The organism is Brevundimonas sp. GW460-12-10-14-LB2 (assembly GCF_001636925.1).
Classification (GTDB): domain Bacteria; phylum Pseudomonadota; class Alphaproteobacteria; order Caulobacterales; family Caulobacteraceae; genus Brevundimonas; species Brevundimonas vesicularis.
Genome location: NZ_CP015511.1, coordinates 1,172,682 through 1,192,761, shown reverse-complemented (window position 1 = coordinate 1,192,761; position 20,080 = coordinate 1,172,682). Strand labels below are relative to the sequence as shown.

The 20,080-nt window shown below is 65.2% G+C and carries 20 protein-coding genes and 1 pseudogene; 7 read left to right on the top strand and 14 right to left on the bottom strand.

Going from position 1 to position 20,080, the window contains the following annotated elements:
* Positions 1-392: 392 nt before the first annotated feature.
* The 3 genes from A4249_RS05815 to A4249_RS05800 form a co-directional block, all read right to left on the bottom strand.
* Positions 393-1,582, bottom strand: a protein-coding gene (locus A4249_RS05815) for an IS3 family transposase (protein ID WP_165906610.1) whose coding sequence is annotated in 2 segments (ribosomal slippage) — positions 393-1,330 and positions 1,330-1,582 — 1,191 coding nt in all. Because the reading frame shifts where the segments join, the coding sequence is not laid out codon by codon here.
* Positions 1,583-1,726: 144 nt separating this feature from the next.
* Entirely contained in the window at positions 1,727-2,002 is a 276-nt protein-coding gene (locus A4249_RS05805; protein ID WP_066551548.1) for a metal-sensing transcriptional repressor, read from the bottom strand.
* A 69-nt stretch (positions 2,003-2,071) separates the two neighbouring features.
* Positions 2,072-2,431, bottom strand: coding sequence for a MerC domain-containing protein (locus A4249_RS05800; protein WP_164952719.1), 360 nt, complete (start codon positions 2,429-2,431; stop codon positions 2,072-2,074).
* A 56-nt stretch (positions 2,432-2,487) separates the two neighbouring features.
* Here A4249_RS05800 and A4249_RS05795 point away from each other — a divergent pair, with 56 nt between their 5' ends.
* Positions 2,488-3,813, top strand: coding sequence for an MFS transporter (locus A4249_RS05795; protein ID WP_066551547.1), 1,326 nt, complete (start codon positions 2,488-2,490; stop codon positions 3,811-3,813).
* A gap of 80 nt (positions 3,814-3,893) precedes the next feature.
* On the opposite strand, the gene A4249_RS05790 is transcribed toward A4249_RS05795, so the two are convergent.
* The 6 genes from A4249_RS05790 to A4249_RS05765 form a co-directional block, all read right to left on the bottom strand.
* Positions 3,894-4,565 (bottom strand): transmembrane anchor protein, encoded by a 672-nt coding sequence (locus tag A4249_RS05790; RefSeq protein WP_066551546.1) that lies wholly within the window; start codon positions 4,563-4,565, stop codon positions 3,894-3,896.
* Positions 4,566-4,578: 13 nt separating this feature from the next.
* Positions 4,579-5,244: a HupE/UreJ family protein gene (locus A4249_RS05785; protein ID WP_335621858.1), complete on the bottom strand. Its 666-nt coding sequence runs from the start codon at positions 5,242-5,244 to the stop codon at positions 4,579-4,581.
* A 62-nt stretch (positions 5,245-5,306) separates the two neighbouring features.
* On the bottom strand, positions 5,307-6,494 hold the full coding sequence (locus tag A4249_RS05780; protein WP_066551544.1) for an acyltransferase family protein: 1,188 nt from the start codon (positions 6,492-6,494) through the stop codon (positions 5,307-5,309).
* On the bottom strand, positions 6,494-9,682 hold the full coding sequence (locus A4249_RS05775; RefSeq protein WP_066551543.1) for an efflux RND transporter permease subunit: 3,189 nt from the start codon (positions 9,680-9,682) through the stop codon (positions 6,494-6,496). Before A4249_RS05775 ends, A4249_RS05780 begins: the two co-directional genes overlap by 1 nt.
* A 14-nt stretch (positions 9,683-9,696) precedes the next feature.
* Positions 9,697-10,962, bottom strand: a complete 1,266-nt coding sequence (locus tag A4249_RS05770) for an efflux RND transporter periplasmic adaptor subunit (protein ID WP_066551542.1) — start codon at positions 10,960-10,962, stop codon at positions 9,697-9,699.
* On the bottom strand, positions 10,959-12,230 hold the full coding sequence (locus A4249_RS05765) for a TolC family protein (protein WP_231868785.1): 1,272 nt from the start codon (positions 12,228-12,230) through the stop codon (positions 10,959-10,961). The genes A4249_RS05770 and A4249_RS05765 overlap by 4 nt, the downstream gene beginning before the upstream one ends.
* Positions 12,231-12,267: 37 nt before the next feature.
* On the opposite strand from A4249_RS05765, the gene A4249_RS16515 reads away from it, so the two are divergent.
* The 6 genes from A4249_RS16515 (at position 12,268) to A4249_RS05735 (ending at position 16,259) form a co-directional block, all read left to right on the top strand.
* Positions 12,268-12,753: a hypothetical protein gene (locus A4249_RS16515; RefSeq protein ID WP_156494637.1), complete on the top strand. Its 486-nt coding sequence runs from the start codon at positions 12,268-12,270 to the stop codon at positions 12,751-12,753.
* Positions 12,754-13,116: 363 nt separating this feature from the next.
* Positions 13,117-13,449 (top strand): hypothetical protein, encoded by a 333-nt coding sequence (locus A4249_RS05755; protein WP_082854077.1) that lies wholly within the window; start codon positions 13,117-13,119, stop codon positions 13,447-13,449.
* Positions 13,446-13,796: a helix-turn-helix domain-containing protein gene (locus tag A4249_RS05750; RefSeq protein ID WP_066551539.1), complete on the top strand. Its 351-nt coding sequence runs from the start codon at positions 13,446-13,448 to the stop codon at positions 13,794-13,796. The genes A4249_RS05755 and A4249_RS05750 overlap by 4 nt, the downstream gene beginning before the upstream one ends.
* Positions 13,797-13,835: 39 nt before the next feature.
* The gene (locus A4249_RS05745) at positions 13,836-14,813 is read left to right on the top strand and encodes an ImmA/IrrE family metallo-endopeptidase (RefSeq protein ID WP_231868784.1); all 978 of its coding nucleotides are present in this window, start codon (positions 13,836-13,838) and stop codon (positions 14,811-14,813) included.
* Positions 14,814-14,824: 11 nt separating this feature from the next.
* Complete coding sequence (locus tag A4249_RS05740) at positions 14,825-15,499, top strand: C1 family peptidase (protein WP_231868783.1); 675 nt, start codon at positions 14,825-14,827, stop codon at positions 15,497-15,499.
* Positions 15,471-16,259 (top strand): hypothetical protein, encoded by a 789-nt coding sequence (locus A4249_RS05735; protein WP_066551537.1) that lies wholly within the window; start codon positions 15,471-15,473, stop codon positions 16,257-16,259. The genes A4249_RS05740 and A4249_RS05735 overlap by 29 nt, the downstream gene beginning before the upstream one ends.
* Here A4249_RS05735 and A4249_RS05730 read toward each other — a convergent pair.
* From A4249_RS05730 to A4249_RS05710, 5 genes and pseudogenes are all read right to left on the bottom strand, one after another.
* The gene (locus tag A4249_RS05730) at positions 16,245-16,925 is read right to left on the bottom strand and encodes a uracil-DNA glycosylase (protein WP_066551536.1); all 681 of its coding nucleotides are present in this window, start codon (positions 16,923-16,925) and stop codon (positions 16,245-16,247) included. The two genes, A4249_RS05735 and A4249_RS05730, sit on opposite strands and share 15 nt — an antisense overlap.
* Complete coding sequence (locus A4249_RS05725) at positions 16,922-17,851, bottom strand: hypothetical protein (protein ID WP_231868782.1); 930 nt, start codon at positions 17,849-17,851, stop codon at positions 16,922-16,924. Before A4249_RS05725 ends, A4249_RS05730 begins: the two co-directional genes overlap by 4 nt.
* A gap of 33 nt (positions 17,852-17,884) precedes the next feature.
* Positions 17,885-18,097 (bottom strand): annotated as a pseudogene (locus A4249_RS17095) (hypothetical protein); the annotation flags it as partial.
* A gap of 866 nt (positions 18,098-18,963) precedes the next feature.
* A complete protein-coding gene (locus tag A4249_RS05715; protein WP_066551533.1) occupies positions 18,964-19,176 on the bottom strand; it encodes a hypothetical protein in 213 nt (70 codons plus the stop codon).
* A gap of 162 nt (positions 19,177-19,338) precedes the next feature.
* Complete coding sequence (locus A4249_RS05710; RefSeq protein WP_231868781.1) at positions 19,339-19,878, bottom strand: arylesterase; 540 nt, start codon at positions 19,876-19,878, stop codon at positions 19,339-19,341.
* Positions 19,879-20,080 lie beyond the last annotated feature (202 nt).

Genomic DNA, 20,080 nt, shown 5'->3' with positions numbered 1-20,080 from the left:
TAAGCTTACAGCCCCACTCCAGGCGCATCAGATCGCTGAGAGGGTCTTTCGGATGTCAAAGCGATACATCGCCAAGCCAACCGCCATAGGCGCCAAGGCTAGGGCTGACACCCTGACGGCCTCCATCGAATGTCCGATGCTCACACCCCAAAGGATAAACGTAAGCGCCAGAAGCATTGAGGCTCCAACCAGCCACCCACCAAGCAGTTGGACCGAAGTACCGGACGTCAACTTCATCGAGCCTCTCCCTGTTCGAGAGCACAACTAGATCGGCCGGGTAAATACAATCCAAAGACGCATCCACTCAGGCCCAATCGGACTACAATGACTAGTTCAACGGGTGAGGCGTCCTACCCTTACTTCCGCTCAGACCGTGACGTGACCCCCGTTTCTCATCCAGCCATAACGAGAGTCCTAGGTTGATCTGAGCTGTGATCGGCTGGGTTGGCAAGAGGCCGGTCTGCGCAGCCATCAACCAGCGCAGCAGGCCGGCCGATGTGTCCGGTGAGCGCTTCTGCATAAGCCTGCGGCGTCAGCCACCCGAGCTTCGAGTGCGGACGCTGCTCGTTGTAATCGCGTCGCCACGCCTCCAGCACGGCGCGAGCGTGCGGCAGCGAGCGGAACAGCGTCTCGTTCAGCAGCTCGTCACGCAGCCGCCCGTTGAAGCTTTCGTTGAAGCCGTTCTGCTGGGGCTTGCCCGGCGCGATGTAGTGCCAGCCGACGCCGGTGTCGTCGGCCCAGGCCAGGACCGCGTTCGAGGTGTACTCCGTGCCGTTGTCGCTGACGATGGTGTCGGGCCGCCCTCGCTGCCGGATGACGGCGTCCAACTCCCGCACGACCCGCGCGCCCGACAGCGAGGTGTCGGCCACCAGCGCCAGGCACTCGCGCGTACAGTTATCGATCACCGTCAGGATGCGGAAGCGCCGCCCGTCCGTCAGCTGGTCTGCGACGAAGTCCAGCGACCAGCGCTGGTTGGGCGCCAGCGGCAGGTCCAGCGGTCGCCGCGTGCCCATCGCTCGCTTCCGGCCGCCGCGCCGGCGCACCGTCAGTTGCTCGTCGCGATAGATCCGCTGGACCCGTTTCCTGTTGACCGCATGGCCCTCGCGCCGCAGCAGCACGTGCAGGCGACGATAGCCGAACCGTCGACGTTCCTGGGCCAGGGCCTTCAGCCGGTCGCGCAGAGCGCCGTCGTCCGGGCGCGTCGCCTGATAGCGCACGCTCGTCCGATCGACGCCCAGAACACGGCACGCCCGCCTTTCGCTCATCTCGTAGGCGGCCTGCAGATGGCCAGCCGCCTCGCGATAGCCGGCGGGCGTCACCACTTTTTTCCCAGCAGGTCCTTCAGGGCCACGTTGTCCAGCATCGCGTCCGCCAGCATCCGCTTCAGCCGGGCGTTCTCATCCTCGAGCGCCTTGAGCCGCCGAGCCTCCGACACGTCGAGCCCGCCAAACTTGGCCTTCCATTTGTAAAAGGTCGCCGAGCTGACCCCGTGGCGTCGGCACACCTCCGCCGTCGCTACACCGGCCTCCTGCTCCCGCAGGATCCCGATGATCTGCTCTTCCGTGAACCTCGATCGCTTCATTCTGTCCGTCCTTCGTTGGGCGGACTCTAGCTATTCCTGGAGGAGTTTCAGGGGGTCACGTCAACCGGCTAAGCGCCGCAGCAGGCATTCGCGAGCGCACCGTGCTGATTTCCACAATATCAAGATCCGTCGCCTAGACGCCCTTCAAAGATACTTCGTGATTTCCCGGAACTCGCCCATGGCCTGACGCGCCTCGGCGGGATCGCCCTCGGCCGCGTGGGCAAGGCAGTGGTCGATGTGGTCGTGGATGAGCGTCTTCTTGGCTGCGGCGACGGCCTTCTCGATCGCGTGCAGTTGCTGCGCCAGGTCCAGGCACGACCGCTCCGCCTCGATCATTCCGATCACAGTCCGCAAATGACCTTCGGCGCGCTTGAGCCGCTTGATGACGTCCGGGTGGGATGCGTGAGAAACATGAGCCATGGAATTTGACCTATCCCCCTGGAGGGGATACGGCAAGATGAAATCACGCTGACCGACCGGCGATCAGCTTCACATGCGACGCATCGAAACGATGTGGGCGGAGATCAGGAGGATAGAGCCGAACACAGTGCTCCAGACGGTCCAGCCATGGCCCGCGACTTCCGTCGCACCAAACACCAGGGATCCCACTCCCAGTACGGCGACGGCTTTGACAGCGATCTCGACGCTTGGGCGACGCAGGATCGACAGATAGGCGAACGTCGCCGCCACTAGGGCGAAAAGCCCATGCAGCCACTCCGTCGTGGCCAGGCCGACCAACGGAAGAACACTCGCCAGCACCGGCGCCGTCAAACAGTGGAGCAGGCACACCACGGACAAGCCGGCGCCCAGGACGTCTTCAGAACGACGAGGCGTGAGGGCTTCCGACAACGATATTCTCCAATGTTACGCCGTAACATTTACCCCTGTCAGTCAGGCATTGAAAGATGTTCTCTCCGCTTCGAAACGCCGCATATCGGCACCTCTTCATCGCTCAGGTCGCCGCCCTGCTGGGGACGGGCATGGCGACCGTGGCCCTGGGACTGTTGGCGCACGACCTCGCGGGCGCGAACGCGGGCGAAATCCTCGGCGCCGCCCTGGCCATCAAGATGATCGCCTATATCGGCGTCGCGCCGTTCGCGAGCGCCCTTGCGGCGCGCTTGCCGCGCAAGACGCTGCTGGTCTGTCTGGATCTCGTTCGCGCGGGCGTGGCGGTCGCCCTGCCCTTCGTCGGACAGGCCTGGCAGGTCTACGCCCTGATGACCGTGCTTTACGTCGCCTCTGCCGCCTTCACACCGGCGTTCCAAGCCATGATCCCCGATCTTCTCTCGGACGAGGCCGAATATACGAAGGCCCTGTCGCTCTCGCGTCTCGCCGCCGATCTGGAGAGCGTGGCGAGCCCTGTGGTCGCCGCCCTGCTGCTGGCCGTCATCAGCTACAACAACCTCTTCGTCGGAACGGCGATCGGCTTCGTGCTTTCGGCAGGCTTCGTGGTGACGGCGCTTCTGCCCCGTCCGTCATCAGCCCAGCCCCTGCCGTTCCTCAAGCGACTGACCGGCGGCGTGCGGCTGTTCGCCTTCACGCCTCGGCTGCGTGGCCTGCTCGCGGTGAGCCTGGCCACGGCGGCGGGTGGGGCCATGGTCTTCGTGAACACTGTGGTCATCGTACAGTCCGTGTTCGACCTGCCCCAGCAGGCGACGGCCTGGGCGCTCGCGGCGTTCGGGGCCGGGTCCATGACGGCGGCCGTCGTCCTGCCCCGTATCCTCAATCGACTGAAGGACCGCACCGCCATGCTGATGGGGGCCGGCATCATGACCTGTGTGCTTCTGGCGGGGGCCTTGATTGCCCGGTCCTATCCGATCCTGATCGGACTGTGGATCGTGATGGGCTTCGGTTACTCGCTCACCATCACGCCGGCCGGTCGCGCGCTTCGCCGGTCGTCGAGCGCCGGGGACAGACCTGCCCTGTTCGCCGCACAGTTCGCCTTGTCGCACGCCTGCTGGCTGATCGCCTATCCGGTGGCGGGTCTCGTCTCGGCCGAAGCGAACCCGACGGCGGCCTTCCTCGTCCTCTCGGCGCTGTGCGCCGCCGGTCTCGTGCTGGGCCTTGTCGTTTGGCCGGCGCATGACCCGTTGAATGTGGTGCACAGCCACGATGGACTGACGACGGACGATCCTCACCTTGCCGAGGGCGTAAGGCTCAAGGACGGCGGCGTGGTCCACGCCCACCCGGTCGTCATCGACGACCAGCATCGGCGTTGGCCGAAATCATGAGGCGCTGGTGGAGCGCAAGCAGGACAACGCTCCACCAGAACCCATGACGCGCCTTCGATCAGCACGTCATACAAGTCAGGTCACACGACCCGCTTGATCTCCGTATAGGCGCCCTGGGTTTGCAGGGTGATGGTCACCGGCGCACCGGTGCGGTTACGCCAGAACCAGCCGTGGGCGCCGGTGAAGGCGGCGGTCAGTTCGCCCGACTGCTGCTGCGCCGAGCCCTTGCCGTAGGCGTGGTAGGAAAGGCCTGGACGGTCAGCGTGGGTGTCGAAGTTGATCTTGCCGCCGCTACTGGTCCAGGTGAACCGCGCCTTGGCGCCCTCGACCATCACCAACTTGATCTCTGCGCCCTGGTCGGGTGCGAGCGTGAGCACGGTTTCATCGGTCCGCACCTCGGCGGTCGGCGCAGGTTGGACGGCCGGCGCAGTCGGCGAAGGACTGGCTGCGGGAGCGGTCGCCCCGGCGGCAGGTGTCGCCACATCGAGCGGCGGCGCGGCGGAAAGCCCCGATCCGGCGGCGGCGTCGGCGGCGGCGTCCGCTTCGGCCTCGGCTGCCAGTTGAACCTTGATACGACCCATCTCGGTCAGGCCGAAAATGGAGCCGACGCGGGTCGGATCGACCCCGTATTCGGACGGCATGACGATGGTGACCAGAAGCACGGAGGCGACGGCGGCGGCGATGCCGGTCGATTTGAGCAACTGCCCGGTCGAAGGCAGGTCGGAACGGGCGGGACGGTTTGCGTTGTACATGGAAGGTCTCCGATCACATGACGAAGAAGCCGACGAGCTGATAGCCCGTCAGGAGGAAGCCGAGGGTCATCAGCACGACGTTGGTCAGATAAGCGTGTTCCCAGAAGCTGTTCGAACGCCGCCAGAAGCCCATCAGGATGAGGATGCCGCCCAGGGCGAGCAGTTGCCCGATCTCGACGCCGATATTGAAGGCGACCAGATTGAGGAACAGGCCGTCAGGCGAGAGTTGGAAGTCCTGAAGCTTGGTCGCCAGGCCGAAGCCGTGGAACAGACCGAAGATCAGGGTCGCCCCCTTGGTCGAGGGCTGGAAGCCGAACCATCTCTGGAAGGCGCCCATATTGTCGAGCGCCTTGTAGACGACCGACAGGCCGATGATGGCGTCCACTACATAGCTGGAGACGCTGATATTGGTCAGGACGCCGAGCAGCAGGGTGGATGAGTGACCGATGGCGAACAGGGTCACATAGATGCTGATGTCCTTCATCCGGTAGAGGAAGAAGATCACGCCGAACAGGAACAGCAGGTGGTCGTAGCCGGTGACCATATGTTTGGCGCCGAGATAGACGAACGGCCAGAACAGGAAGCCCGAGGTCTCCTGGATATAGCCCTTGTCGCCTTCGGCGACGCCGTGAGCGAGGACCTGGCTGAGCAGGCCCTCCATGAAGAGGAATCCGATCACGAGGAGCGCGAGGGTCCAGGGCGATCGGAGCCACGACCGGGGGTCGTGACGCGCGATTGACGTCATGATTTCTCTTTCGATGTGGGAGGGATTGTGCCGCGATCGTCGGCGCCCTTTCGGATCGACCATCTCAGCCAAAGCCGAGCGGGCCTTTCCCAGAAGGCGTGAAGCGCGAAGGCCGCGCCGATCGTCAGCGCCAGCAACACCGCCGCTTCCCACAAGGGGAGACGATAGGTGCTGTCGACGCCGTGCAGCAGAGCCATGCCGTTCTTCCAGATGATCAGAAGCGGCAGGTGGACGAGATAGAGAGCGTAGGAGGCCTCGCCCGCCTCCACCGCCCAGGGGTGCGCGGCGAACGCCGCGTCCGTGCGCGCCAGCAAGGCCAGGGTCAGGATGACCAGACCCGCCACCGCGACGGTCAGCCGCTCGTCGGCGGCGAAGTGCATCATGGCCAACAGGGTCACAACGCTGAGCCCCGCCGCCAGTCGAGTGACTGTCGGTGAGAGCTTCAGCCGGGCGCCGAGCTGATAAAGGGCCACGCCGTACAGGAACTCCGGTGCGATCCTGAGCACGCCGAGAACAAGCTCGGCATGGGTCAGGATTTCGCCGAAACGCCAGCGATAGAAGGCGTCCAGTGCGACGAAGCCTGCGATCGCAAGCCCCAGGGTGAGCCAGGGATTGCGGCCGGAACGAAGACCGATCCAGGCGAACACCGGAAAGGCCAGATAGGCGGCCCATTCGGCGGACAGGGACCAGGACGGCCCGTTCCATTCGTTCGGGACAGACGCGGGCAACCAGGCGTGGATCATGCCCGCCGCCGCGACGAGCCCGGCGAACGAATAGCTCTGGCTGTCGAACGGCTGGCCCAGGGCCACGGCGACGCTGACGATCACGACCATCAGCACCAGCATCAGGCCATGCGCCGGATAGATCCGGGCCATGCGTGCGGTCAAAAAGCGTCCATAGTGGAACGTCCCGTCGCGCACCTGACGGCCATAGACGTGCGACAGCACGAAGCCCGACAGGATGAAGAAGAAATCGACCGCGAGGCGAGCACGCTCGATCAGGCTGACGCCCATCCCGCCCTCGGCGACGATGTTGAGCTGATAGTGGAACAGCACCACGCCGAGGGCGAGCCAGAAACGGATGCTGGTCAGGACCGGCATCCGTTCGGGAAAGGCATGGGTCGGCGCGACTGGGGGAATCCCGCCGACCCCGCCGCCGCGCTTTTCAGGAAGCGCGGCGGTCATCAGACGTTCCGGCGCCCGTTGCGGAACGGCAGATGATCCAGAAGCCCGCGCCCTGACCGCTCACCCGAAGGCGTGCGACCGTGAACGAGGCTGTAGAGGGCCGGGAGGACCAGCAGCGTCAGCACCGTCGAGGAGACGATGCCGCCGATGACCACGGTGGCCAGCGGACGCTGCACTTCCGCGCCGGCGCCCACGTTCAGCGCCATCGGCACGAAGCCGAGGCTGGCGACCAGGGCGGTCATCAGCACCGGGCGAAGGCGGGTGAGCGCCCCTTCCCGGATGGCTTGAGGCACAGGCTGCCCCTCGGCGATCAGCGACCGGATAAAGGTCACCATCACCACCCCGTTCAGCACGGCCACGCCCGAAAGCGCGATGAAGCCGACGCCCGCCGAGATCGACATGGGCAGACCACGCATCGCCAGGGCCGCCACGCCGCCGGTCAGGGCCAGAGGCACGCCGGAGAAGACGATGGCGCTGTCCTTCCAAGAGCGGAACAGGGCGAACAACAGACCGAAGATCAGCAGCAGCACCGCCGGCACAACCAGTTGAAGCCGTTTGGCGGCGGAGATCAGCTGTTCGAAGGTGCCGCCATAGGTGACCCAGTATCCAGCCGGCAGCTCCACCTCCCGTTCGATCCGCTCGCGGGCCTCTCCGATGAAGGAGCCCAGGTCGCGATTACGGACGTTGGCGGTGACGACGATGCGGCGCTTGCCGTCTTCTCGGCTGATCTGGTTCGGACCGGTTTCGAGCCCGATCGTGGCAATCTCGCTGAGAGGTACGAAGCCGCGCGGTTGACCGTCCGCCGCCGGCAGCGGCACCTGGATGCGGCCGATGGCGTCGGTGTTGGATCGCAGATCTTCGGGCAGGCGCACGACGATGTCGAAGCGACGGTCGCCTTCAAAGATCTGACCGGCGGTCGTGCCGCCCATCGAGGTCGCGATCACCGACTGGACGTCATCGACGCTCAATCCCAGACGCGCGATGGCGGCCCGGTTCGGCGTGATCTGCAGCATCGGCAGGCCGGTGACCTGTTCGGACTGCGGATCGGCCGCGCCGGGAATGGCGCCGACGATCTCCTCGATCTGAGAGCCGAGCGCCACCAGTTGATCCAGGTCGTCGCCGTGAACCTTGATGGCCACATCGGCGCGGACCCCGGAGAGCAGTTCGTTGAACCGCATCTGGATCGGCTGGGTGAACTCGTACTTGCTGCCGGGGATTTCATTCACCGCCTCTTCCATCTCGCGGACAAGCTGGAGTTTCGGCTTCCTGGGGTTCGGCCATTCGTCGCGGTCCTTCAACAGGATGAAGGTGTCGGCGACCGAAGGCGGCACCGGGTCGGTGGCCACTTCGGCGGTGCCGATCTTGGCGACAACCCGCTCCACTTCCGGGAACTTGGCCAGCCGGGCTTCGAGCGCGGTCTGCATCTCGATGGCCTGGCTCAGGCTCGTGCCGGGAATACGAAGGGCGTGCATGGCGATGTCGCCCTCGTCCAGGTTCGGCACGAACTCCGAACCCATCCGCGAGGCGACCACGCCCGAAATCGCCACAAGAGCGACGGCGGCGCCGATCATCAGCACACGCGCCTTCAACGCGAAGTCGAGCGCGGGCTGATAGCCCACACGCGCCCAGCGCATCAGGAAGCTGTCCTTCTCCTGAACCTTGCCGGTGACGAACATTGCGACCGCAGCCGGAACGAAGGTCAGTGACAGGATCAGGGCGCCGGTCAGGGCGATGACCACGGTGATGGCCATGGGGTGGAAGGTTTTACCTTCGACCCCGTCCAGGGCGAAGATCGGCACATAGACCAGGGTGATGATCAGCACGCCGAACAGGGACGGACGGATCACTTCGCTGGAGGCCTCGGCCGCCAGTTTGAACCGCTCGTCGCGTGTCAGCAGTCGACCGTGGTGATGCTGCGCCTCGGCGAAACGCCTCAGACAGTTCTCGACGATGATGACGGCGCCGTCGACGATTAGACCGAAGTCCAGAGCGCCGAGGCTCATCAGATTGCCGGACACCCCGGCCTGGACCATGCCGGTGATGGTCAGCAGCATGGTGATCGGAATGACCGCCGCCGTGATCAGGGCCGCGCGGATGTTGCCGAGCAGCAGGAACAGCACGACGATAACCAGAAGCGCGCCCTCGACGAGGTTCTTCTCGACGGTGGCGACAGCACGTTCGACCAGATTGGTGCGGTCATAGACCGGCGAGGCGACCACGCCCTTGGGCAGGGCCTTGGACGCCTCCTCCAGTCGAGCCGCCGCCGCCTGGGCCACGACCCGACTGTTCTCACCGGCCAGCATAAGAACGGTGGCCAGCACCGTCTCCTTGCCGTTTTCCGTCGCCGCGCCGGTGCGCAGTTCCTCTCCCAGCCCGACTTCCGCGACTTCCGCGACCCGGATGGGCACGCCGCCGCGCGTCGTGATCACGACGTTGGACAGATCCTCCTGCGTCGCGGCCTGACCGGGCACCCGGATCAGCCACTGCTCGCCGTAGCGTTCGACATAGCCGGCGCCGACATTGGCGTTGTTGCGCTCCAACGCCTCAACCACTTCGCTCATGGTCACGCCATAGGCGGCGAGCCGTTCGGGGCGCGGGGTGACGTGATACTCGCGCACGAAGCCGCCGATGGTGTTGACCTCGGTGACGCCGGGCGTGTTGCGCATCTGCGGACGGATGACCCAGTCCTGAAGCGTGCGCAGATCTTCCGGGGTGTACGGCGAACCGTCGGGCTTGCGCGCGCTCGGCTCGGCCTCGATCGTGTACATGAAGATCTCGCCCAGGCCGGTGGCGATCGGCCCCAGCTCCGGCGACAGGCCCGGCGGCAACTGACCGATGGCGGTCTGAAGCCGTTCATTGACCAGTTGCCGCGCCCGGTAGACGTCCGTACCGTCCTCGAAGACGACCGTGACCTGGCTCAGGCCGTAGCGCGAGACCGACCGGGTGTAGGACAGGCCCGGCACGCCGGCGATCGCCGTCTCCACCGGGAAGGTGATGCGTTGTTCGGCTTCGAGCGGCGAATAGCCGGGCGCCTCCGTGTTGATCTGGATTTGGACATTGGTGATGTCCGGCGTCGCGTCGATGGGCAGCTTCTGGAAACTCCAGACGCCGACCGCCGCCGCGACCAGGACAAGCGCCATGACGACCCAGCGGAACCGGATCGACAGCGCGATGATGCTTTCAAGCATGATGCGCGCGCCCCCTAGTGATCGTGGCTCGCGCCGGACTTGTCGATGTCCGCGCGAATGAGGAAGGCGCCGTCGACGACATAGGTCGTGCCGGGCTCGATGCCGCCGAGAACCTCGGTCCACTCATCGGTACGACGCCCCAGTTCGAGCATCCGCACCTCGTAGGTGTCGCCGACCTTGGCATAGACCACGGTGAAGTCGCGGAAGGGCTGGAGCCCTTTGGTCTTGACCGCCAGCGGCACTTCACCGGCCCCGACCTGAACTACGCCCTCGACGCCGAGCCCCGGCCGCCAGACGCCGCCCTGGTAGGGCAGCTCCACATGGGCGACGAGCGTCTGGCTGAGCACGTCGTCCGAGGGCAGGATCGCTTCGATCACGCCCGTCGCCGTGTGTTCGCCGGCCAGGCTCTTGAGCTCGACCCGCTGCCCGACGCGCACCCGCTCCGCATCGCGCGGATAGAGGAAGAACTCCGCATGAAGGCGCGTCGGATCGCCGATCGTCAGCATCGGCGGACCGTTGCCGGTAATCTGACCGGGGTTGGCGTTCTTCGTCGTGATCACGCCCGAGATCGGCGCGGTCACCGAATAGGTCTGCAGGCTCTCGCTGGATTCGACCCGCGCCAGAACCTGTCCGCGCGACACCCGCTGGCCGAGCTGAACGTTCAGCGAAACGATGCGGCCCGGATAGCGCGCAAACACCTCCGCCTGACCTTCAGGCGTGATCTCCACCCGACCCGACAGGGGCAAGGTCTCGCCCAGCACGGCGGGGCCGGCCCGTTCCGTCGTCACCCCGCCCGCCTGAGCGGCCTGGGACGAGATGATCGTGCGGCCCTCGTAGGACTGGTAGGTCCAGTTCGACCGCTTCCCGGCGCGCACGGCGTTGACCGCCACGTCGAAGGAGTGCGGTTCGAATACCACGCCAGGGCTGGCGAGGTAGTCGTTCTCCGGGGCGAAGATGAAGCGATCGACCTTCGGACCCAGGCGCGTGAGGGCCATGGTGACCTGGACCTGGCGCGGATCGACCGGCTTGTCGTTCACATAGGGATAGAGGCGGAACAGGGGCTCCGGCCCTTCCTCGTAGATGGTCACCTCCAGAGCGAAATCACCGTCACGGAGCAGACGACCGTTATGGGGTCCGCGCTCGTAGTCGGCCGCCGCAGCGGCTTCCGCCTCGCTCTCGGGCGCCGCCTTTTCGGCGCCGCCGCCGCATGAGGCCAAGGCCAAGGCGAAGGCCGATACCGCCGCGCCATAGGCGATGAGCGGAGTTCTGATCTGTCTCATTGTGGAGTCTCCATGCCGAGCAGGTCGGCGTGCGCGCCGGTCAGGCGATCAAGGCGGGCGCGGTCGTTGTGGAAGGCCTGAAGCACCGTCACGCGACGGGCTCGGCTCTGCAGAAGGGCCGTCTGTGCGGCCATGACGTCGTTGTAGGTGAAGCCGCCGCGCGCGAACCCGTCACGGACCAGGGTCACGGCCCGCTCCGCCTGCGGCAGGGTCTCTTCGCTGATGCGCCGGACCTCGTTGGCCTGGGACAGCAGCAGGACCTGGAGGCGAGCGATTTCGCGATCCAGTTCGATCCGTCTCGCGCCGAGATCCGCCTGCGCGGCTATGCCTTCTGCCCTGGCGCGGTCGATGGCACCCTGGTTCCGGTCGTAGCGTTGCAAGGGGATGGATCCGCCGACGACCAGCGACAGGTCGTTGTTCCAGAAGTGGCGAACGCCGACGCTGACGGTGGGATCTGCGACGGCTCTCGCCTCCTCCACCCGCACCTGGGCGACTGCCGCAGCCTGGCGCGCGCGGAACACGTCAAGATCGGCTTCCGCGACTTCGCCGGCGACCACGCGCGATGCGCTGGTGTCTTCGAAGGCGGTCGGATCCAGACGGAAGTTGACCGTCCCGTCCCAGTATTTGCCGATCATGATCGCCGCCATGCGCGCGGCGACCTCGGCCTGATCGAACTCGATCTGGGCCTGGGCCAGTTCAGCCTCGGCGCGGGCTCCGGCGAACAGAGGATCGCGCGCGGCGTTGACCCGCCGCTGCACCTCGTTCTGGAAGCGCTCCGCCATGGTGAGCCGTTCTCTGGCGATCTCGACCTGGGCCTGAGCTGCCATGGCGTCGGACCAGGCGCGCTGCACCCGTTCCAGACGATCCAGTTGGGCGACCCGCGCCTGTGCGGCGACCAACAGGCCTTCGCTACGCGCCAGGCTGGAACGGGCAGGACGGTCCCCGCCGCGCTCGATCCTCTGCTCATAGGTCAGGGTGGTCTCGGTGCGGTCGAGGATGTCGCCCCCGCCCAACGTTGGCAGGTTCTCGACCATCAGTCCGAGCGTCGGATTGGGGCGCACCCCGGCCTGGCGCACGCCGGCTTCGACAGCGCGCAGTCGCGCTTCGTAACCCGCACGCGCCGGGTCGGCGACGATGGAGCGCCGCAGCGCCTCTTCGAGCGACAGGACAGGCGAGGCCTGGACGGCCTCGGCGGACGGCGTCGCCTGGGCGAACGCCGGTGAAGGCAGCGATACGGTCGCCGCCAGGACGAGAGCAAGGGCGGACATGGCCGCGCCTCGCCCCCGCCATCCGGCGGAGCCGGACATGGAAGGTATCAAGGAATTTCTCCAACAGGACGCGCACGGCCGCACGGCCGCGCAGGATCAGCTCTTCAGGCGATCAGGCGTTCTGTTTTGGAGGCTGTTGCGGGGCGTCGATCAACGCGCCCGGCGGGACGGATTCCGGGGTCGGACCCAGGCGCACGACATAGGCGATGGAGGCGTCGATCGGCGGCAGCTCGTCGCCGATGACCAGGTGCTGGTCAGCGCCGCCATGGTGGTGGTGCGATTTGATCGGCTGACCGTCGAAGTCGCCGTCGTTCGCATCGACAAGCGTGTCGCCGGGGCTGGCGTCGACGACTTGATGATCGTGATCGTGATCATCGGCGGCGATTTCGACATAGGCGACGCCGGGGAATTGGACCGCGTGCTCGATCTTGTGCTCGGCGCTGATCGCGCCAAAGGCCTGCAGCGCGACCATAAGGGTCACGGCAAGTCCGACGCAAAACTGGCGAGCAAGGTGAGACAATAGAATACCCCGAGAATCTCCGCATACGTCGAACGCGGAGTTTCGGCAATGGGGCGACGATGGGGCAGATTGTCCGACCGTACCGTAAAAGGCCGCGCTGAACGCTGCTTAGGCAAAACGCGCTATGGTCCTTCTCGCTCATCGAGTCTGCCTATGCGCGAGCGGTAGGCGCTGGCCTTCGCCGAGGAAACGAAGTTGCACAGCCTACCGGGCCCTCTCAAGAGCCGAGGCGGTCGCCGAGTCGATGACTGCGCCGTGTAATGGAGAAATTAAGCCGACTCTCCGATCTTCCATCGCCATTGCCGACACGCGGGTTGTATGTTCGATATTCTAACATTACATTGGTCGAATGTCGGAGGATCAGCCATGACACAGATCAAGGACAAGCCGGAGACCAAGCCGTTTCCCGTCAAGGCGGTGAGCGCCTGCCTCTTGGCGGAGCTGACCTCACTGGCGGAAAGCGAGTTTGCCCTGCAGGGCGTAACGCCTCCCGCCGACCCGATAACCCTGCTTACCACCAAGATTCGGCTAGATTCCCTGACAGTCGTCGACGTGACCTTGGCGCTAGAGGACATTCTCGGGTTCGAGCCCAAGAATATTGTCAAGACCGGCGGCTACGATTCCATCCAGGCTGCTTTGGACCATATGATGCCCCGGCTTGAGGCGGCCTGGAAGAAAACCCATCCGGCCAGCGCATGATCGACGACGACGAACAGGCCCGGCGCAGTCTGGGGGAACGGCTTCGCGAAGCGCGGGAATATCTCGGTCTGAAGCAGGAAGAGGTGGCCGCGCATCTCAAGCTGCCCCGCACGGCGCTGACCGGTATCGAGAGTGGACAGCGGCGCGTGGAAGCGATCGAACTCACCCGCCTAGCGCGGCTCTACCGGCAATCAGTGGGCTATCTTACCGGAATCGAGGGACCGCCTGATTTGCCGCCCGATGTGGCACATCTGGCGCGCCAGGCGGCCGACCTATCGCAAAGAGACCGGGAGGAGCTGGGCCGCTTCACCGAGTTTCTACTGGCGCGCGCCCGGAAGACGGACTGACGGATGGCGCGGACCTATCAGGAGGCCGTCCGGAACGGGGTGGCGGCCGCCGGCCGGTTGCATCGCCAGTTTGATCTTCGCGCCCGGCTGGAAGCCGAACCCGGCGCCGTGGATGTGTTTGATCTGATCGCGGCGCTCGACACTCCCCTGATGGTCCGCCCCCTCGACGGGCTGCTGGGTGCCTTCGTCAACGTTCCTATTCCGGGGATCATGATCACCACCCAACGCCCGCTCAGCATCCAGCGCTTCACCGCGGCCCATGAACTCGGCCATTCCACTCTCCGGCATCAGCCCAGCCTCGACGACGAAGCCCAGGTCCTGCGGCGCGCGCCAGGTCGCGATCTCAGCCCCGGCTTCCAGGAGACGGAGGCCGACGCCTTCGCCGCCGCCCTGCTGATGCCACGCTGGCTGATCACGGCCCACTGCGCTCGGCAGGGCTGGCGGGCCGTCGATCTCGAACGCCCGCAGGTTGTCTATCAGCTTGCGCTTCGTCTCGGCGTGAGCTTCGAGGCCATGACGCGCACCCTGGAGCGCTACGACCTGCTCGACGCCGGACGGCGCCAGACCATTCTTGCGACAAGACCTCGGACCTTGAAGGTCGAGCTCCTCGGCGACTTCACCCCGCCGTCCTATCACGGCGATGTCTGGCTTCTGACGGAGAAGGATCAGGGCGGACGGATCGACGGCAGCCGCGGGGACCTGTTCGTCATCCGGGTCCGGGAACTGGGGTCGGCTGGCTATCTTTGGGATTTCGACACCCTTCAGGCCAGCGGCCTGGTGGTCCTGCGTGACACCCGGTTCGTCGGCCCTCGGGACAGTGTCGGCGATCAAGTGGAACGCGAGGTCCTGGCGGGTCCTGACGGCGAGGAGGTCGAGGGGGCGCTGGATCTGCGCCAGAGCCGTCCCTGGCTCGAGGAACCGCCGATCGCCGCCCTGACCGTGGCCTTCGACCTCTCCGGCCCCGAAGCGTCCGGCCTTTCCCGCGCCGAACGCCGCCGCTGGCTGGCGGCGGCTTAAGGATGGCGGCCTTGGACATCAGCACGGATCTACGCCACCGTCTCGGACCGGCTCGCGACCAGGGTCCGCGGCCGACCTGCTTGGCCTTCGCCGCCAGTGATCTTCACGCCGCGGTGCGTCCGGGCTGGACGCCCCTGTCTTGCGAGGCGGCCTTCCACCACGCCCAAAAGCGCGCGGGTCGCCCCCCGTCTTCCGGCGCGGGTCTGGGGTTCATGCTGGACGCCCTGCGCGAGGATGGCCAGCCCGCCGAAGAACATTGGCCATATGTCCCGACGCCGCCCGCTAATGACGCCTGGAGCACGCCGCCGGCGGACGGCGTCCGGTTCACCCGCAAGGGACAGGCCCTGCCCTTCGGCTGGGCGGAAATCATCGACGCCCTCCAGTCCGGGCGGCCGGTGCTGATCCTGCTGAGGCTTTCCGCCAGCTTCTACAGACCGGACGCCGCGGGGGTAGTCCGACCGGTGCCCGGCGAGGTCGGGGATCCAGCACTGGGCCATGCCGTGCTGGCGGTTGGCCATGGCGAGATCGCCGACACCCCGGTCCTCTTGGTCCGGAACAGCTGGGGCGCCGGTTGGGGTGTCGCCGGTCACGCCTGGCTGACCCGGACATATGTCGAGCCCCGTCTCTACGGGGCCGCCCTTCTCGAAGAGGACGATCATGTATCTCCCCATTCCGTCGCAGCCTGATTGCTTCAGCGCGTGGCGCGCCGCAGTCCAGACGGTCGATGATCGTCCGGGCCACGAGGCCCAGAACGTCATCATCGACGTCGCCGATCCCCTGGCGCGCGCCACCCTCGGCGATCCCGCGGTGACCATCGTGGACGACTTCCTCAGACAGTGGGACGCCAAGCCGATCGAGACGGTGGCCAACACCCTGTTTCCCGCCGCCCTCCATCGCCGGCACGGATCACCGGCCTTCTATGATCGGTTTAGGGACCATGTCCTTCCCGCCGCGGCGCGCGGCGGAGACCGCTGGTCGGGCTATTACTTCGAGCGGATGATCAATCTGCCGCGTCCGGGCGGAGGCGTCGCCTTCAATCAGCTGGCCGACATCGTCGATCGTCTGAAGGATCCCTCGGTCAAGGCGCTCAACAAGTTCGAGCTCTCTGTCTTTGACCCCCTGCGCGACGTCGACCGGTCCCCTTACGGCGGTCAGTGCCTGAGCCACGCCAGCTTCAAGCCCGAACGGAGCGCCGCGGGCGATCGGCTGCATCTGACGGTGATGTACCGCAATCACTATTATATCGAGAAGCTGCTGGGGAACCTAATCGGCCTGGGGCGGCTGATGGCCTTCGTGGCCCAGGAAGCGGGGCTTCAGGTCGGCGCCCTGACCGTCCTGTCGTCGCACGCGATCATCGATCAGCCTCGCAACGATGCGAAGCAAACCGCGCCGCGCACAGCTATCAAGGCCATGCTGGCGGCCTGCGACGCCCTAGTTGAGCGCTGAGGGCGGCTCCAGCCCGGCGAAGCTGAGCTGGGCGTCTGCGACCTCGTATAGCGCGTGCATGCCCGCCACGAACTCGGCCTGACCGCCATAGCTGGGATGACGCACCGCATCGGAGGCGACGCCGAGATTCGTTAGGGCCTGGCTGGCGTCCCGGCCGATGGCCACGATCCGGGCTGGTTGGACCATCTCGATTAGGGCCTCCAGCAAGGGCCATGTCGCATCCCGCTCCGCGCGAGTATGCGGCCGGTTCGACATTGGGTCTTGGGCAAGATGCGGATGGAAGGGGAAAACGTTCCACAGCATGGTCGGGCGTTGCACCCGCCGCAGAACGCTCCAGACGACCGCCGCCGTCCGTTCCGCCATGACCGGTCCTTCGGTAGCTCTGACTAGGGCGATGTCGCCCATCAGGGCCGAAGCCGAGGCGAGATGAACTTCGTCGGTCAGGGGCACGCCGGTCCGGCGGCCGCCCCGATAGCCGAGATCTCGTCCGATCCAAAGGGTCGCGCCGTCCACCTCGACCGCGCGCTCGAGGAAGAGACGCAGGTTTTCCCGGCGCAGCGAGGGAGCGTCGGCCCGGTCGCAGACGGCGCACTGGTCGCGCCAGGGATTGAACACATTGGGCAGGGAGGCGCTCTGGAGCGCATCGACAAAGGCGGTGGGCGTCATGATGCGAGGGCCTCTACACGCAAAGACCGAGTCTCGAAATCCAAGATTACCCGTCCGCGTCGGTGCTGACGCAGATATCGGAAGACCTCATAGCCCTGAAGGATCGCCTCCTCCCAAAGCCACAGCGGGAGACGGTCCGCCTCGTAGCCGGCCACGAACTGCTTGATCTGTTTGAGCAGATCTAGGGGAAGTTTGCCGATCCCGACTCCTTCGAAATAGTTCAGCCGCTGCGCCTGGCCAAACACCCAGGTCGAGACGCCTTCCTCAATCAGGATCGCCCGGGCTCCGTCCTCGGCGTCATCGATCTGCGGCTGGCTCTTGCGCTTCAGCCGCATCAGAGCCCGCGTCACCGGCGACCAGCCGAGCACGGCGACGAAGGCGTAGTGGAAGACGTCGTGGAACCGGTAGTCATCCTGCTCCAGCGAATTGTCGGTCAGACGGTCGCCGATGAACAGGGCGTTGCAGCGCTGGAAGACATAGTCCTTGTCCCCGACCCGCTTCTCATAGACCTCGACCTCCAGCCGACGCGGCAGTTGCTCGTCGGGATCGGCGTCGGCGTCGAAGGGCTCGGGGTAAGCCCGCGTCTCCGGCCATCGGTCGAAGATCTTGTAGGTGTTCTTGACTGCCGCCACCTCCAGGGTCAGGTGGGCCTCGCGCGACGCCCGCAACAGCCGAGTCAGGATCGCCGCCAGACGCATGGGCAAAAGACCCTGATCCACGTCAAGGCGGCCGGCCTGGAAATCCCCGATCAGGAGGCCGACGTCCGAGGCGAGATCTAAAAGCGTCTCCTCGAAGTTGGCGGTCGGCTCGCCTCCCGGCGCGATCGGGTGGGGCTGAAGCGCCTCAAAGGTCAGCGCCGGATCGTCGATGCCCCTCCACTGCGCATCTCGTCGATATAGATGGGCGGCGACAGCGCTGAGGGCCACTCCGCCTCGTCGCGCCACCGCCGCGAGATACCAAAGAACGTCTCCCAACTCCTCGGTCACGGCGTCTGAATGGCTGCGGTAGGAGGCAGGGTCGCGTTGTTTTTTCTTCAGTTCGCTAAGGAGGCTTCCCACTTCGCCGACCAGACCAAGAAGAGGAAAGGCCAGCGATTGGCCTTCGATACCGCGATCCGTTCGGGCCGCGTCTGCTGCGTAGTCCCCCACCGTTAGCGGTCTATAATCGTCCATTCTCGACCCCGCGTTGTTATCATCCCAATGTTATTCGAACGATTCGGAGGAGGCGTCTCCCGCAGACTGCCCGCTTCCAGTGGAGCAGCTTCCGGTCGAAACGTAGATGGTGGTCGTGAAGACACTTAGGCGACGAAAGCAGACCTCCTCCAATCACTAGGTTTCCGCTGGTTGGCATATCCGGGCAAGCGAGCGGCCAGCTTAGCGCTCTTAAACGAGAAGCAGCGCGATCACGTCCCGTCAGTTTCGTACTTCAATCAAGTCGCTGAGGGACTCGAGGACGCACTTAGGACCTCGCCAGGTCGCATAACGATGAGCGCTATACGGTCATCGAGCAGACTGGTTTCTAACGAGGTAGTACCTTCTAGCTAAAGACACCAAACCTCAGACCATCGATACGAGACAATATCCGGCTGATCCCGATCTCAAGCGCGACATCTCTCGCGACTTTTCCGTCGTGGATCGGTGCGTTGGCGAGGAACTGCCTTGCGGCATCCTTAGACCCGAAAACGTCAACAGCGTCGCCAGCGATCATATCGAGGATTGTATCGATCTTCGCCAGAGATGTTGGGACGCCCAGTGTCTCCCCGTACCGAGCGACAGCGGCAGCATAGTCGGAGATGGGGTCCGGCATTGTGTCGAAACTGCCAGCCATTAGAGAACCCTACGCAATCTGGGCGGAAAATGTCCCGTCCAGCGTAGACGCGCAACATTTGTCGCTATCGCCCACCCCGTAACTGCGTCTCTGGGCCACTTGCCGATGAACCGAGCTTCCTCGAAGCGCACAATGAGAATCTCAGATATCGGAGCACAGATACTGCTATAAAACAGATAGTTGGAATCTCAGATTTTCAGCACACTCACAATCACGGCCGCGCCCGCACCTCTAAGTCGAGTGTCCAACGCCCCTCTCCTGCCCGGCGGAGATCGGCGATGCGCGCGGCGATTTGGCGATCCAGGCCGTCGAGCAGAGCAGTTCCACTGCCGACTGAAGCAATCGTTGCATTCGTCTGCCAGAATGGGCCGCTTTCGCCCTTCAGCGTGAAGCGCAGATGCACGGTGTCGTTGGCTTTGGGCATAAGGCGCTCGGACGTGAGTCGTTTCGGACAAAAATAGGCCCCGTCGCGCAGGGCGACGAGGCCGAAAGTCGGTTTGGGAGGAAACGCCCAGGAGGGGCAAACCCGAAATGGCGATGGGAGACTGGGGGTTCAAGGGCGATCCCATGACCTTCGCCGCCTGCCTTACCCCCCAGACAGCGCTTTTGCGACGACCGGCGCCAATCCGTCGGCGATGATGCGCACCCCTTCGGCGTTGGGGTGGATGCCGTCAGGCTGGTTGTAACGGCGATCCAGGGCCACCCCCTCCAGCAGAAAGGGATAGGTTGGAACATCTTCCTTGCGCGCCAGGTCCGCGAAGATGCTGTCGAACTCGACGGCGTAGGCGCCGTATTGAGGCGGGGCCTTCATCCCTGCGAGCAGGACGGGAATATCGCGCGCCTTCAGCGAGGCGATGATCGCCTCAAGATTGGCCCGAACCGTTTTGGGATCCACGCCCTGGAGCATGTCATTTCCCCCCAGGGCGACGATGCACAGGTCGGTGTCGTCCTGGACGCTGTAGCCGACCCGAGCCAGCCCGCCGCCGGTCGTGTCGCCCGACACGCCGGCGCCGCGAACCCTCACCCTGAGCCCCTTTGCCCTCAACGCCTCTTCCAGCCGCACAGGCAGAGCCTCGGCCGAAGGCAGGCCGAAGCCGGCTGTGATGGAATCGCCCAACAGGGTCACAATTTTTTCGGGTCCGTCCGAAGGTGCGGCCGTGGGTGAAGGCGACACCGAGGGCTCAGCCGGCGCCTCTGACGCGTCCTCTTTTGAGGCGCTGCATCCGGCAAGGACGAGCCCCACCCCTCCGGTCAAGAGCGTGCGGCGGCGGATGAACGGCATGGGCGAAGGGGGCTTTGGAGTCATGATCTGCACCCCCATATAGGGA